Here is a 15,466-nt window from a genome sequence, read left to right on the forward strand (position 1 = left end):
TTAATCCTCTTCTAAATCAAAACTGATGGGCAATCTATGTGCCATCCGAGTTGGTTTTCCTTTGTCATAGCCAGGTGTAAACCTTGCACGTTGGATGATTCTAATGGCAGCTTCATCGAATCCATACCCTGCTCGTCCCGAAACAATTTTGACTCCTTGGAGTACACCTTGTTCGTCAACTTGCACCATGACAACAACTGTCTTTTGGCTAATGTTTGCCGATTTGGCTGCTTCAGGGAAATATGCTTTTAAATCAAAATCAATGATGGGTGTGGGAGGCCTGTCACCATTAAATGAAAACAAAAATCCATCTTTGTCTGTACCATTCCCTGAAAGTTGGTTTGGGTTTAAGTCAGAATTATCAGGTTTGTCTTCGGCATCTTTGTTCGATCCTTCCACCCATTCTTGTTTTTCGACAGGAGCGGGGCTTGATGTGCCACCAATGAGTTCTGGTGGAATTTCTTCAAAGGAGACATCCACATCTTCCAATGAAGTTTCTTGAAAGGCAGCTTCACTTGGCAAAGTTAGAACAAAATATATCAAATAACACATTACATGTAAACTCACAGAAACAAACAAACTTGCTCGGAAAAGACCGAACCGCCTGAGTTTGTATTGTAAAAACAATGTAAATGATTTCATATAACTCTTATTTAATGGTGGATGTTAGGTGTAGAACTAGAAGATTGGTTGTGTTTTCCGCTAGTGATGAAACTAGCATGGATTTCTTTAGAAAGGATTTCCAATTGTCCTAATACCAATTTCATCTTACGAGTGAAGTAGTTATTTGCCATTACAACTGGAATCGCAACGGCAAGACCAGCAGCAGTGGCAAGTAGGGCAGTGGAAATACTACGCATCACCACTTCTGCACCAGAATTCCCTAAAGTTCCTAAACCATAGAATGCTTTGATCACCCCAAGCACAGTTCCCAAAAGCCCGATAAAAGGAGTATTGTTCCCAAGTGTGTTGAGAATCGGAAGTCGTTCCTCTAAACTGAGTCGTTCTTTTAGAATTTTTCCTTCCATGAGTTCCGATAATCCTTTGTGGTTTTCTTTTTCGCGTTCCAAAACAAAATGAATGAAACGTGTGTAAGAATTTTCCATAGGATGGCTTTCGAGTAATTTTTCCGTACCTTTTAGATCACGGTGGCGAATCAGAAGTGTGAGTGAATCGAGAAGTGATTCAGATTCTTTGTTAAAATTGCGTTTATAAACAATTAACCTTTCGATGAAAACAGCAATGGCGAGGATACTCGCGAATAACATCACGAGAAAGATGATTTTTTCACCAATGTCTACGAAATCTTGCATTTTTTGAACCTTCTAACGGACAGAATCCAATCCCTTGGACAACAATCAAAGAGAAAATTTGCGTAAAAAATACTTCGGTTGATCCCAATTCCACCCCAAAGAAAGAATGATTCCAAGGATTGGTATGAAGGCAAAAAACATTCTTCTGAACAGTTTTGGGGTTCTTTTCATCGGTTTCGGCGTTTTTCTCGTCGTGTTCTATGCTACAAAATCTTGGGAGGCCTTCCTCCAAATTTGTCCCAACAAAGATTTTTTGTCTTGGGATGAAAATATACGACTGAACCAAGTCCTTGACCAATATGTCGATTTTCGAAATGGAAATTGGTTTTATGGTATCATGCCGTTTTTGGAAAGCCCCACCTGGCCTCCATTACGATCAATGCTAACATTTGTTACATTGTATTTACCGATTGATGCATATGAAACCTATCGAGATAGTTTTCTTGGACTATTTTTTTTGATCTTAGTGTATCCAGGTTTGGTGTATACATCGTTTCGGATGTCAAAATCTCTTTTTTGGTCAGGACTTTTTTCATCCCTCATCTTTATCCTTACCATCCAAACTGTAGAAGTGCCTGCATATTCCTTGTCTTCTATGTTGGAAACCCAATCGATGTTTTTTCTTCTACTTTCTGTTTATGCCATTTACCGTTTGTATGATACAGACAACCGAGAACGTGAAATTGATGGCAGTACCAAATGGATGATCTTTGTTTCCTTATTTGGTTTTTATTTCACTAAATATCCTTATGGGATTTTATTCTTTATGGCTTGTTTTGCTTATGAACTGATTCGATCCCCGGGCAAATACAAAGAAGTAATCCTCTATCTCTTAAAACAATACGCAAAAGGAATTCGACTTTTATACTTAGTATTTGTTGTGCTGATGGTATTTTCTTTACCAGTGTTACGAGTTGTCACCAAAATCAATCTGAATCAAAAGGGTTTCAAACAGTTTATGTTTGGGATCACCTTGGTATTGTTTGTTGATCTATCGCTTTATTTATTCCGAAACCGCGATGCCATGAAAAAAATATTCCCAAAAACAGCAGTTGTACTTTGGGCTTATGCTATTTTCCCTGCATTTTTATGGTTATTTTTAAATCCAGATCGAGTGAATGCTCTTATCGATGCTCAAATGATTGTGAATGCATATACCAGAAGTTTTTTCCTTACCCTTTGGACAGAACCTGGGAAAGATCCATCCGTTCCTGGAGTTTTTGATTTCATTTGGGGATTTCGAACTTTGGTATTATTTTCCACCTTGTCTTTGTTATATTTTTTTGTTCGTACCAAAGAAACAATATGGAATAAAATCAAAGACCCACTTGTGGCAGGAACTTTTATTCTCTTCTTAGAACTTTTAATTTTGGAACTTACCACTGGAAACAAACAACCAAGGCATGTTCTCCAGTTTATCCCTGCGATTGGACTTGTGGGTTTTTTGTGGATCTTAAGGCTTTATCATTTAGCTGATCACAATTTTCAAAGGATTACTTCCGTATCGGTGATCCTTCTCACAACTAGTTTTGTATTTTATAATTCTGTGTATGAACAAGGGATTCTTTCTGGAAAATTTTACGAGACCAAAATGTTCTGTTACCGAGGGATGAATGCGAGTGATTTCCAACCAGCAAGAGAAATAGCCGAACATGTGGCTCCTAATAAAAAATACATCCTCATCAATGCCTTCCATTTTACGGAAAAATATGAGGCAAATGGTCGAGTTTTAGCCTCCGATTTTGACTTAGCGATGAAACTTCGCACTTACAAAGTAGGAATGGTACGGAATGACAACAAATACCGATGGAAAGATTGGACAAATTTTGATTCCGTTCTCTTATTAAGTGATGTTTGCCCTGATAGTTTTGTTGAAGAAAAATTTGAAAATCGCACAAAAATGTTGAACAGTAAGTCAACATTGCTGTCTACTTACAGAGAGAGCTCTGGTACCGCTTGTTTACAAGAATACAAACTGCTTAAATAGAGATAAAAATTCATGAGTATTGCTTCTTTTTCGATCAAACGCCCCATTTTCATTTCATCCCTCGTGATCATCATGGTGATCACAGGATACATTTCCTTAAAACGAATCGGTGTGGATTTATTCCCAGATATTAACATTCCATTTGTTGTGGTGTCCACTGTGTACCCAGGAGCTGGCCCGGAAGAAATTGAGACTTCCATCTCCAAACCCTTGGAAGAGGAACTCAGTTCCATCTCAGGACTCAAAAGGATCACTTCGCGAAACCAAGAAGGGATCTCTCTTGTATTCGCTGAGTTTAGTTTGACCACCGATATCAAATATGCCGAACAACAAGTACGGGATAAAACAGCAAGGGTCAAACCACTGTTCCCAGAATCATCGAAAGAACCTCTCGTTCAAAGGTTTGATCCCTCAGACCAGCCGATTATGCGAATCTCTTTATTTGCGGATTTACCAGAAGGTGAATTGTACGATTTAGCAAAAGAAAAAATCAAAACCAAATTAGAACAGGTAAATAACGTTGGTGCGGTGAAGATTATCGGTGGAGCTCGCCGTGAGATTCATATCGAACTTGATCGAAACAAAATCAACGCTTACCAAGTACCTGCCATTGCCATTGGGAACCAAATCAAAAATTCTGGTGTGAACATCCCTGCCGGAAAAGTAGAAGGTGGAGAAAAAGAAACTTCTTTCCGTACGGTTGCAAAATACGAATCATTATCCCAAATTGAGAACACCGTTGTTTCGTTTGGTGGTGAATTTGGTAGAGGGGTACTTGTCAAAGACCTTGGCCAAGTCAAAGATACATTACAGGACCGACAAACCCGTGGTCTTTTGTATGCTCCCATCAAAACAGAAGAACACGAAGAACCTTCTATTATTGGAAAATTATTATTCAAATACGAAGCACCGAAAAAAGAGCGAGTTCAAAAAACAGCTCTTTTCTTAGATGTTTACAAACAATCGGGAGCAAACACCGTTGAAGTAGCCGATGGTATCTTAACAAAAATTAATACCATCAATGACCAAATCAAAGATATGAAAGGCACTCCAAAAGTCATCCTCATACGAGATGGCTCTAAATGGATCCGCGCTAATATTGAAGATGTAACTCTTGCTATTATTTTAGGAATTTTTCTCGCCGTTTTAGTTGTGTATCTCTTCCTAGGGAACGTTCGTTCTACCATTATCACTGGTATGGCACTCCCCAACTCAATGTTAGGTGCTTTTATCATCATGTATGCCATGGGATTTACCATGAATGTGATGACACTTCTTGCCTTATCACTTGCGGTAGGACTCCTTGTGGATGATGCGATTGTGGTTAGGGAAAATATTTTCCGTAAACTGGAAGAAGGAGAATCGGTCATTGTTGCCGCCCGTAAAGGAACTGAAGAAGTGACGTTGGCGGTGATTGGAACCTCTCTCACAGTGATTGCGGTTTTCCTTCCCATTGGATTTTTATCAGGAATTGTGGGTCAGTTTTTCAAACAGTTTGGACTCACAGTAGTCTTTGCCATGATCATTTCTCTTTTTGATGGTCTGACTGTTGCACCAATGTTATCTGCTTATTTTGCGGGCAAAACTGACATTCACAAAGAGAAGAATTTTGTTCTCCGCTATTTTGATAAGTTCCAAGATTTCCTAGACAGAATGTACGCTGTGATTATGAAGTTTGCCCTAAAAAAACCTTGGGCTGTCATTTTACTCACAATTCTTACACTCATCACAAGTATCTTTTCTCTTGCCTTTGTGAAAAAGACCTTCCTTCCTGCAAACGATCAGGGAGAATTTATGGTGAATGTGGAGATGGCACCAGGGACTTCCTTAACGGGGACTTCTGAAGTGGTAGAACAAATCCAAAATGAGATCATCAAAAACGTTCCCGAATTAGAATTATTGGCAACAGTAGTAGGAAATAGTGATGGAGAATCCAATATCGCTACGATTGGTGTTGCCTTACTTCCCTCTGAATACCGCAAACGTACAACAGCAGATGTAAAAGACCAAATCAGAGATTTTCTAAAAGCATATCCACATGCAAGACCAAAGGTTAACGACTATTCTGCGATAGGTGGTGGGGTACAATATCCATTTAACCTTAATTTAAAAGGGGAAAATCTAAAAGATTTGGAAACCTATTCATTTAAGGTAATGGATGAACTTAGGAAAATTCCAGACTTAACTGATGTGGACACAACGTACAGAACAGGAAAACCAGAATTCCAAGTGGTACCAGATCGTGCAAAAATGCAAACCGTTGGTGTGGTGGCAGGTGTCATGGGAGCAGAACTTCGTTACCACATCGAAGGGGGAGAAGTTGCCAAATACCTTGAAAATGGAATTGAATATGATGTTAGGTTGCGTCTGAAGGAAGAACAACGAAATTTACGTAAGTCTTTCTATGAAACAAGAGTGCCAAACATTCAAAACAAACTCATTCCACTAAGTGCAATTGCAGATGGTAAAGAAAGTACATCCCCAGCAAGGATCATTCGTGAAGACAGATCTAGGGTTGTTCCTATCAATGCAAACCTTGCACCCGGTGGTGCCATTGCTTCCGCTTCTGAATCTGCAGTCAAAATCCTAAAGGAAAAATTGCCACCACCTCCTGGTATCACGTATTCGTTTGTGGGACAATCAGAAGACTTCAAAGAATTGTTACAAAACATCGTACTTGCCTTTGGAATGGCGCTTATCTTCATTTATCTTGTGTTAGCTTCTCTATATGAGTCTTTTATCACACCGATCACGATTTTGTTTGCCATTCCTCCCGCAATTTCGGGTGCCTTTTTTGCACTCGCTTTAACTGGTGAAATGTTAAACTTATTTAGTATGATTGGACTCATCCTACTAATGGGTCTTGTTGCTAAAAACTCCATCTTACTTGTTGACCATGCGATGCTTGCCATGAAAGAACATGGTATGTCTAGAAACGATGCTATCTTTGATGCGGGTGCAAAACGATTGAGACCAATCCTTATGACATCCCTTGCGATGATTGCAGGGACATTGCCAATTGCACTTGGGATTGGTGAAGCCTCTAAATCGAGAACGGCAATGGGGATTGCCATCATTGGTGGACTCATCCTATCGACACTCATCACACTCATCGTGGTACCTGCCGTTTTTGGATACATTGATCGACTCAGAGAGAAAATTGAAGGTGCCTTCCGACCAGACTACGAAATCCGACCTGAGGATTTAGAGGGATAACTGAAATCTCACCCTTAGATACGGGTGAGATTTTCATTTTAAACTTGCCCAAACATTGAATTTGGTGTTCTCTAGCATTCATGTCTAGCGAACGCCGCATTTACAATCGTATCTCTGAAAAAGTCCATCTCACCTACCGGGTGATCCAATCGGGTGCTGGTTCGGCTCAGTTTTTGCCTAGTGACAAAGGGGAAGGGGACTCACAAGATATCTCAGAAGGTGGGTTACTCTTTCGTACGAAGGAACCAATGCCATTGGGAACAAGGCTTGAATTGGAATTACGATTCCCTGATGTAAAATATGTTTTGTACCCAAAGGCAAAGGTAGTTCGATTAGAAGAATTTGGTGAAGGTGCTTTTTACGAAGTAGGACTTGAATTCAACCAAATCTTCGATGATGATAAAAAACTTCTATTGGAACATATCAAAAAACTAGAAGTATGATGAAAATCTTCATTCCCTACCAAACAAAGAATTGGTAGATTTATTAACATTCGAGTTTTCTATCACAAACTTTTGGGCAAACAATTTGACCCAATTTCATTAATTGCCGTTTATTCCGAAATCTTAAACAAACTGTATTTTTTAGGATTCGCCTATACCCTTGCGTATGCTCATAGCGTTTATTTGGAGTGGGGCAAAGTTGACCTTACAAATTGTTATCTTTCGTTTTCACAACTCATCATCAGTTTAAGTTTAGTTGGTATCTCTTTGTTTTATCGAACAGTGAATGCCAATATTACTAAACTCGTTCGAATTTTGTTTTTTTCCTTAGTCTTAATCGAAATCGAAACTGGCTTTCATGATCCATCAATCCCTTACTTTGATCCAAGGAATTGGTTAACCATCATCGCTCTCATTGGCACAAATTCATTTTTTTATCCAGGACTTGTTTGGCAGTTTATTTTTGAATGGACCCTTGTGTTTTTCATTTATTTATTACGAGTTTTCATCCAAAATGATTCTTTGATACCTGAAGAAACATGGAGAGAGATGTCTACAACGGTTCCATTATTTTTAGTTTCTTTTTTCTTAAACCATTGGTGGTTCCAAACTCGTTACATCGCAGCGTATCGTGGTATGTTACTCGAAGAAAAACGTAGAACATTTTTCCAAGACATCCATGATAGTTTGGGTTCTAAACTCACAGACTTAGTCTTACTCTGCCAAACATTGGAGTCCCATTCAGTAGAAACTACAACTGTTTTGATCCATAAAATCAAAGAACTTTCTTCCGATGCACTGGAATCCTTACGGAACCAAGTAAAAGAAGAAGACCAAAGAGAAATTTTACAGGAATCTCTAATCGATGGTCTCCAACTCCTTGTTAAAAAAAGATATAAAATGTTAGGTAGGGAAATTTTAATCCAAAGCGAAACCCTTATGGACCGTTTGGTATCAATCAAAGAACCAGAAACTGCGCATCATATATTACAAATCTTTAATGAAATTAGTACCAATGATTTAAGGCATGGCAGTGGAAAAACAATTTGTTGTTTAGAGGAAACTGAAAATTCCATCTCCATTGAATTTGCCACAGAGAACAAAAAAACACAAGCAGAGTCTCCGAATCTAAATATTGGTAATCCTGAATCATTTTGGAATTTGGGGATCGGAGAAAAAGGGATTGAACAAAGAATCCAATTCCTCAATGGTCAATTAGAGATTCATCCTTCTCCTTACTCTATCAAAATGGAAATCCCTAAAACATTATTTCTATTATGACTCTAATCAATATTGGCATCATTGAAGACAATCCTGATTATTTAGAATCGTTAGTTGCTGTATTAAAAACAAGAGATACACTTTCTATCACAACTTGGAATTCTGCAGAAACATTCGATTCAAATCCTCCGAAGGAAGAATTACATTTATTGATTCTTGATATTGGTCTTCCAGGTGCCAGTGGTATCGATGTTTTAAAAAAATACCATACTGTTGATGTGAGGAAAAGTCTTGTGATCTCTTCTTTACAAACAGATGATGTGATCTTTGCCGCGATCAAACTCGGTGCATCAGGTTATATCTGGAAGTCAGAATTGGAATCCCTTTGGGAAACCATCCAAACAATTTTGGAGGGGGGGAGTGTGATTTCTCCTTCCATCGCCACAAAAGTATTGTTAGCATTTCGAAAACCAGAAACTAGTCCAACCTTGGGTTCCAATCCAAAAAAAGAAAAAGAATTGGGTTTAGAAGTTTTATCACCTAGAGAAAGGCAAATTTTAGAACTCATCATTGAAGGAGATACTCCCCAACAAATTGCCCAATTGTTTGGAACAACCATCGGGACTGTCAGGCAACAAATCAAAACCATCTACAAAAAACTCCAAGTGAATACCAGGGTCCAAATGTTAAAAAAGGCGAGGGTATTTGGTATCTTCTGATTGGTTTGTGGTATTCTTTTTATCCCATTTGGTAGATAGACGAATCTATCATTCTCCCTTATAATAGAACCCGAATTCAGAGCATTTTTCTCTTTTAGGATTTTTTAAACGATTTGGTCTTCTTTTTTGTTACTTACTTTCGATTTTTCCTTTGGTTCGGTGTTTATTTCACCATCCTATTTTTTGTGAATTTTATCCTTTAATTCACCCTCTTTTGCATTGGACTTTTCCTTTAAATGAATGATAACTTTATAATACACCATCGTGATCAGTCACGGTGGTGTTTTTTTTACTTCCCGAGGAGAGATTTGATTTCTCGAAGGAGTGTGGATTTCCCACTCATCAATTTGGATTCAGACAGGCTTATGGCTTCTTTTTTCCCGTCTGTTGCAAAAAACTGATCCAACACGGCTTCCCGTAAGGATTCTTCAAACCAAGTTTTGGTTTGGTCTTCGCGATTTTTCACATAATATCCGTTTGATTTTGTGGTGGAGATGTAGTCTAGGATGAGTTTCCAAATTTCGTCGATCCCTTTTCCACCTAACCCACTGCAAGTGGTGGCACGAGGTGTCCATTTGGATTCAGGGGCAGGGAAGAGGTGGAGAGCCGATTCATATTCGGCGCGGGCACGAGAGGCATACGCTTCATTGGGACCATCGGCTTTGTTGATGGCAATGAGATCTGCCATCTCCATAATCCCCCGTTTGATCCCTTGGAGTTCGTCTCCTGCACCTGCAAGCATCAGTAACAAAAAGAAATCCACCATGGAGTGGACTTGGGTTTCCGATTGGCCGACACCCACAGTTTCAATGATGATGGTATCAAATCCAGCAGCCTCACAAAGATACATACTTTCGCGAGTTTTCCTCGCGACTCCCCCAAGCGAACCACTGCTAGGTGAAGGTCGTATGAATGCATGTTCGGCTTTCGACAAAACTTCCATTCTTGTTTTATCCCCAAGGATGGAACCTCTTGTGCGCTGGCTACTCGGGTCAATGGCGAGTACTGCGAGTTTTCGGTTTTGTTCGAGGATGTAACTTCCAAAACTTTCAATGAAAGTGGATTTTCCCACTCCAGGAACCCCTGTAATCCCAATGCGAATGGAGTTTCCTACTTTTGGCATCACAAGCTCCAAGATGGCTTGGGCTTTGTCATTGTGTTCTTCCAAATTACTTTCCACAAGGGTGATGGCTTTGGAGAGGGCAGTTCGGTTTCCCGTTACAATTCCTTCTGCGAGAGATTCTGGCGAGGTCTCTTTTTTGGATAAGGATTTTCGTTGTTCTTTGATATAAGGAGAGATGGCAGGAGCGTCCGCAACACCAGGATTGACAGAAAGAGCAGACTTCGCCACTCCTTTGTCAGTCGAACGATTTGGTTTCTGTGGGTCTTTGTTTTCCTGGTCCATTTGATTTTCTATGAAGCGTAAAAACGTCTCGGTTGTATTTTGAATCCTGTTTTGTTAAGACACCAAACGAACACCGACTGCCAGTTTGACCAGTCGGTGTCTGTTGTTTGCTTCGGAGTTTTTTACCGGAACTTCGCTATTAAGCGTTAGGCAGCTCTTCGTTCACCCAGTAACAAATTGAGGATTTGTTTTGCGGCTTCCGAAATCACGGTTCCTGGTCCAAAAATCGCTGTGGCACCCGATTTGTAGAGGAAGTCGTAGTCTTGTGCTGGGATGACCCCACCCACAACTACGAGCACATCTTCTGCGCCGAGTTTTTTCAATTCTTCAATCACTTGTGGAACTAAAGTTTTATGCCCTGCTGCAAGCGAAGATACCCCAAGGATGTGGCAGTCGTTTTCTACCACTTGTTTGGCGACTTCCGCAGGGGTTTGGAAAAGAGGCCCGATATCAACGTCAAACCCCATATCGGCAAAACTGGTGGAGATCACCTTGGCACCACGGTCATGACCATCTTGTCCCATTTTGGCAACCATGATCCTTGGGCGACGGCCTTCGAGTTTGGCAAATTCGTCTGCTAGAGATCTTGCTTCGATATAACCTTTGTCTTCCGAAATTTCTGAGGAGTACACTCCCGAGATGGACCTGATCACAGCTTTATACCTCCCGAATACTTTTTCCATTGCGTATGAAATTTCACCGAGAGAAGCGCGTTTGCGTGCAGCATCCACTGCGAGTTCGAGTAAGTTTCCATTCCCAGTTTCAGCGCATTTCGTAATGGCGTTTAACGCAGCTTCTACGGCTGTGTTGTCACGGTCTTTTTTCATTTGTTCGAGTCTTTTGATTTGAGCGAGTCGAACCGCAGTGTTATCGATGTCTAAAATATCAAGTGGAGCTTCCTTATCCAAACGGAAACGGTTGACTCCCACAATCACATCCTTCCCTGAATCGATACGAGCTTGTTTTCTTGCGGATGCTTCTTCGATGCGCATCTTTGGAATTCCCGTTTCGATTGCCTCTGCCATACCACCTAATTTTTGTACTTCGGTGATGAGATCCCATGCTTTGTGGACTAAATCATTTGTGAGTTTTTCCACATAAAAGGATCCACCCCAAGGGTCGATGACTCGGTGGATGTTGGTTTCTTCTTGTAAGTAAATCTGTGTGTTACGAGCAATCCGTGCTGAAAAGTCAGTCGGAAGGGCAATTGCTTCATCGAGTGCATTCGTATGAAGGGACTGTGTGTGGCCAAGAGCTGCTGCCATGGCTTCAATACATGTCCTTCCCACGTTATTGAATGGGTCTTGTTCTGTGAGAGACCAACCCGATGTTTGGCAGTGGGTTCGAAGTGCAAGAGACTTCGTCGACTTGGGTTGGAATTGGTTAACGATTTTTGCCCAAAGGAGACGCCCTGCTCGCATCTTGGCAATTTCCATAAAATGGTTCATCCCAATCGCCCAAAAGAAAGAGAGGCGAGGCGCAAATTCATCCACGGAAAGGCCAGAAGCAATCCCTGTTTTGATGTATTCCCAACCATCCGCAAGTGTATAGGCAAGTTCCAAATCGGCAGTGGCACCCGCTTCTTGCATATGGTATCCGGAGATTGAGATGGAGTTAAACTTTGGCATGTACTTGGAGGTGTAACCAAAAATGTCAGCGATGATTTTCATCGAATGTTTGGGTGGGTAGATGTAAGTGTTCCGCACCATAAACTCTTTCAGAATATCATTTTGGATGGTTCCGGAAAGTTTGTCCTTTGTTACCCCTTGTTCTTCTGCTGCTACGATGTAGAAAGCAAGGACAGGGATCACAGCACCATTCATGGTCATGGAAACCGACATCTGGTCGAGAGGGATTTGGTCAAAGAGGATCTTCATGTCAAGGACAGAGTCAATCGCAACTCCCGCTTTTCCCACGTCTCCCACCACTCGTTCGTGGTCGGAATCATACCCTCTGTGTGTGGCAAGGTCAAAGGCAACAGAAAGTCCCTTTTGTCCTGCCGCTAAGTTTCTACGATAAAAGGCATTTGATTCTTCTGCCGTGGAAAATCCTGCGTATTGGCGGATGGTCCAAGGTTTGTTTACATACATAGTGGAATAAGGCCCACGTAGGTAAGGTGGGATTCCTGCTGCATAGTTTAAATGTTCCATTCCTTCCAAATCGCTAGATTGGTAACGAGATTGGATGGAGATCCCTTCTGCCGTTTGCCAAAGTGAGATAGACTTTGGGTCCGGTTTTGGGGAGCTAAAAGAAAGTGGGGTATTGGCAAAATTAGGTTTATTCATTTGTTTTCCCGATCCATTTGGTTTGGGCCTTTTCCATAAACTCGACGAGGTTACGTTTCATGTGGATGAAGTCATCGATACCGAGGGATTCCGCTTGGCTTATCAGGTCTTTTGGGTAACCTGCAAGCAGTTTCCAAGCGTTTGGAAGTTGGGCTGCCATTTCCTTTGCAAATTCAGGAAGGTAGGTCACATACTCTTCGTCAGACGAACAAAGGACTACGATCTCAGCTCCCGATTCTTTTGCTTTGGCCACTCCTTCTTTTACAGAGGAAAATCCAAGGTTGTCGATGATTTCGTATCCTAGGCAACCAATGAAGTTGGAACTAAAACCAGCACGTGCTTTTCGCATCGTTAGGTCCCCAATGGTCAGTAAAAATACCGTTGGTACTTTTTTCCCAGAAGCCACATGGAGGTCTGTTTTGTTCCTCCATTTGTCAAATTCGTAAGAAAGTCTGAGTGGCACCAAACGTTCGTAAGTTGACTTGTCTGTGTAAGAAAGACGTTTTTCTGTTTCGGCCATTGATTCTTTTAGTTCCGCATGCCGTTCTGTTGGGAGTGGGTATTGGTTTGTTCCCAGTAATATTTCTTTTTTTGCAGCAAGGGTTTCACGTTTTTTGGAAGCTCTTGCTGTGATTTCCTTTTGGATGGTTCCCTTTTTCAGAGCCGCACCAAATCCACCCTCTTTTTCAACAGTTTGGAATTTTTCCCAGGCGGTTTCTGCCAGTTTTTTCGTAAGAACTTCTAAATAGTACGAACCAGACGCTGGGTCTTCCACTTTGTCGAGGAAAGATTCATAACGAAGTAAAAGTTGTGCATTCCTTGCAATTCGTTTGCCTAACTCTTGTTTTGTGGTATATTCAGAATCAAAAGGAGATACTGTGATAAAATCAGCTCCTCCAATCACGGCAGACATAGCGGCCGTTGTCCCACGTAACATGTTCACATAAGGATCATATGCAGTGTATTGAAAACTAGAAGTTTGTGCTAGAATCAGAGCAGGAAGAGTTTCTCCAAGACCTGGCTTATAAGCATTTAAAATTTCTGTCCAAAGGATTCGCATAGCGCGGAATTTGGCGATCTCTGTAAAGTAATCAGAACCAATCCCCATCCAAAACCAAAGGTTTGACGCTGCCTCTTCGATCGAAACTCCCGCATCCAAATGTTGGTTTAGGTAATCCACACCCCAAGAAAGAGAATAAGCAAGTTCTTGGCCAATCGATGCTCCAGAATCTCGCAAATATAAACTATGAATTCCCACTCCAGAAAAACCTTTGGTTCCTGATAGGGATTGGAAGGTTTTTTCAATGTTATTTTCTTCACAACCAAGTTCTCCGCAAAGAAGAGCCGTTCCATACGGATCAAAGTCGCCGAGTACCGTGTTATGCGAAGATGTCAGTTTTTTGAAACTGTCGCTGAATTTTGGAGTTCGAGTGGCAAGAGAAACAATGAGGGGAATCTCACCCACAGATTTTGCTAGGGATTCTAAGTCAGATGTTGAGGAGATTTTACATCCATATTGTTTTCCAGCTTCTTCGTGCGAAATGAGGATGGCTGCATCAACACCTTTCTCTGTTACAGATTTTGTTTCGGATTCAGATGTGATTGATTCCGTTACTTTCCATCCTGGGTTCCGTTTGAAAACTCTAGGCAGAACAGGAAGGTCTTCTTTGCGATAAAACGGTTCTATTTTAAAACCTTCTTCGGTTTCCCAGGTCACTTTGTCCCAAGGACTGCCTTTGAGGTCTTTGAGGATTTGGTTTTTCCAATCCTCAGTGGATACTTCAGGGAAATCTGAAAATAAAAATTCGTTCAATTTATTCCTCTACGATTTGGTAATCTTCCATATAACCAGGGAAGTCGCCTAACCCTCGTGTGAAGGTGAATTTTGCAGGGTATACAACCAATCTTCTTCCAGATTGCAAAAAAGTTCCAGAGAGAAGAGTGAATGGGGACGCAACAATGAAGGCAGCTGTTCCTAATACCGTTCCTGCAAGTCCCATGGGACGAGCAACGATGAGGTCTATCAACATTTCACCGCCAGATGGGACTTCTCTTGCAGATAAGGTTTGTGTCCACAAAAGACAGATTAAGAAAAGGATAGACAAGGGTCGTGTTTGTTTCATAGGCTGATCACTCGGGCTTTCCATCTGATGAAATCTCGAGAATGATATCTGTGTAAAGTAAGAAATATGGCTAAAGAAATTGTTTTGTTTGTTCTCTTTTCTATTGTACATCTGCTTGCGATCGTTACGATCACAAAAGAAGATGTGTTTTATCTTCCCTCTAAAATTATCCCAATCTTAATCTTGATTGTCGCTTTGTTTCGTTCGTTTCCCACTTTGGAAAAACGAGGGAAATTGGTTGCGGTGGGGCTTGTTTTTTCTCTATTTGGAGATAGTTTTTTGGCCATTCCAAAAGAAGGTTACTTCGTCCCTGGGCTTGGATCCTTTCTCATTGCCCAATTGATTTATTCCTATGCCTTCACCATTGATTCCAAAATCAAACCACTTCTTGCGATTCCCTTTTTGTTATTTGGGTCATCGTTTTTTATGGTATTAGTTCCGAAACTCGGAGCCCTTACCATTCCTGTTGGATTTTATATTTCAGCAATTTGTCTTATGGGATGGAGGGCGGCAGCTAGAAATTCCATTACAAAACCATTTTATTTAGGTCTGCTTGGGGCGCTTGTTTTTATCTTATCGGATTCTATCATCGCCTATTCAATGTTTCTCAACCGTGAGATGGATCGTTCGGTTGCCTCACTCGGTATCATGATCACCTATTATTTTGCGCAATTGCTGATTTATGCTGCCACAAAGACAGAAGAGTTAGATGTTCAATCAGTGAAAAATACTTGATTCACTTGGCTCAAACGAG

The 15,466-nt window shown here is 40.9% G+C and carries 12 protein-coding genes; 6 read left to right on the plus strand and 6 right to left on the minus strand.

Annotated features, from left to right (window positions below; translation table 11 throughout):
* Positions 1-642, minus strand: a complete 642-nt coding sequence (locus CH354_RS14345; RefSeq protein ID WP_100727989.1) for an energy transducer TonB — start codon at positions 640-642, stop codon at positions 1-3.
* An 11-nt stretch (positions 643-653) separates the two neighbouring features.
* A complete protein-coding gene (locus tag CH354_RS14350) occupies positions 654-1,313 on the minus strand; it encodes a MotA/TolQ/ExbB proton channel family protein (RefSeq protein WP_100727990.1) in 660 nt (219 codons plus the stop codon).
* Between the two features lie 124 nt (positions 1,314-1,437).
* Between CH354_RS14350 and CH354_RS14355 the strand changes: the two genes are divergently transcribed.
* The 5 genes from CH354_RS14355 to CH354_RS14375 all read left to right on the plus strand — a co-directional run bounded on the left by CH354_RS14355 (position 1,438) and on the right by CH354_RS14375 (position 8,899).
* A complete protein-coding gene (locus CH354_RS14355; RefSeq protein ID WP_243396100.1) occupies positions 1,438-3,300 on the plus strand; it encodes a hypothetical protein in 1,863 nt (620 codons plus the stop codon).
* 12 nt (positions 3,301-3,312) lie between these two features.
* On the plus strand, positions 3,313-6,516 hold the full coding sequence (locus CH354_RS14360) for an efflux RND transporter permease subunit (RefSeq protein ID WP_100715942.1): 3,204 nt from the start codon (positions 3,313-3,315) through the stop codon (positions 6,514-6,516).
* An 80-nt stretch (positions 6,517-6,596) separates the two neighbouring features.
* Positions 6,597-6,959, plus strand: coding sequence for a PilZ domain-containing protein (locus CH354_RS14365; RefSeq protein ID WP_100715941.1), 363 nt, complete (start codon positions 6,597-6,599; stop codon positions 6,957-6,959).
* A 72-nt stretch (positions 6,960-7,031) separates the two neighbouring features.
* Positions 7,032-8,240 carry a sensor histidine kinase gene (locus CH354_RS14370; RefSeq protein ID WP_243396101.1) on the plus strand — a complete coding sequence of 403 codons (1,209 nt, stop codon included), beginning with the start codon at positions 7,032-7,034 and terminating at the stop codon, positions 8,238-8,240.
* Complete coding sequence (locus tag CH354_RS14375) at positions 8,237-8,899, plus strand: response regulator transcription factor (protein ID WP_100715939.1); 663 nt, start codon at positions 8,237-8,239, stop codon at positions 8,897-8,899. The genes CH354_RS14370 and CH354_RS14375 overlap by 4 nt, the downstream gene beginning before the upstream one ends.
* A gap of 289 nt (positions 8,900-9,188) precedes the next feature.
* Here CH354_RS14375 and meaB read toward each other — a convergent pair whose 3' ends face one another.
* The 4 genes from meaB to CH354_RS14395 all read right to left on the minus strand — a co-directional run bounded on the left by meaB (position 9,189) and on the right by CH354_RS14395 (position 14,712).
* Positions 9,189-10,304: a methylmalonyl Co-A mutase-associated GTPase MeaB gene (gene meaB / locus CH354_RS14380; RefSeq protein ID WP_100727993.1), complete on the minus strand. Its 1,116-nt coding sequence runs from the start codon at positions 10,302-10,304 to the stop codon at positions 9,189-9,191.
* 146 nt (positions 10,305-10,450) lie between these two features.
* A complete protein-coding gene (gene scpA / locus CH354_RS14385) occupies positions 10,451-12,589 on the minus strand; it encodes a methylmalonyl-CoA mutase (protein ID WP_100715937.1) in 2,139 nt (712 codons plus the stop codon).
* A complete protein-coding gene (locus CH354_RS14390; protein ID WP_100727994.1) occupies positions 12,582-14,402 on the minus strand; it encodes a methylmalonyl-CoA mutase family protein in 1,821 nt (606 codons plus the stop codon). Before CH354_RS14390 ends, scpA begins: the two co-directional genes overlap by 8 nt.
* A 1-nt stretch (position 14,403) precedes the next feature.
* The gene (locus CH354_RS14395) at positions 14,404-14,712 is read right to left on the minus strand and encodes a hypothetical protein (RefSeq protein WP_238761418.1); all 309 of its coding nucleotides are present in this window, start codon (positions 14,710-14,712) and stop codon (positions 14,404-14,406) included.
* 66 nt (positions 14,713-14,778) lie between these two features.
* On the opposite strand from CH354_RS14395, the gene CH354_RS14400 reads away from it, so the two are divergent.
* Positions 14,779-15,447, plus strand: a complete 669-nt coding sequence (locus tag CH354_RS14400) for a lysoplasmalogenase (RefSeq protein WP_100727995.1) — start codon at positions 14,779-14,781, stop codon at positions 15,445-15,447.
* The last annotated feature ends 19 nt before the right edge of the window (positions 15,448-15,466 follow it).

The sequence above is a fragment of the Leptospira levettii genome (assembly GCF_002812085.1).
Lineage (GTDB): Bacteria > Spirochaetota > Leptospiria > Leptospirales > Leptospiraceae > Leptospira_A > Leptospira_A levettii.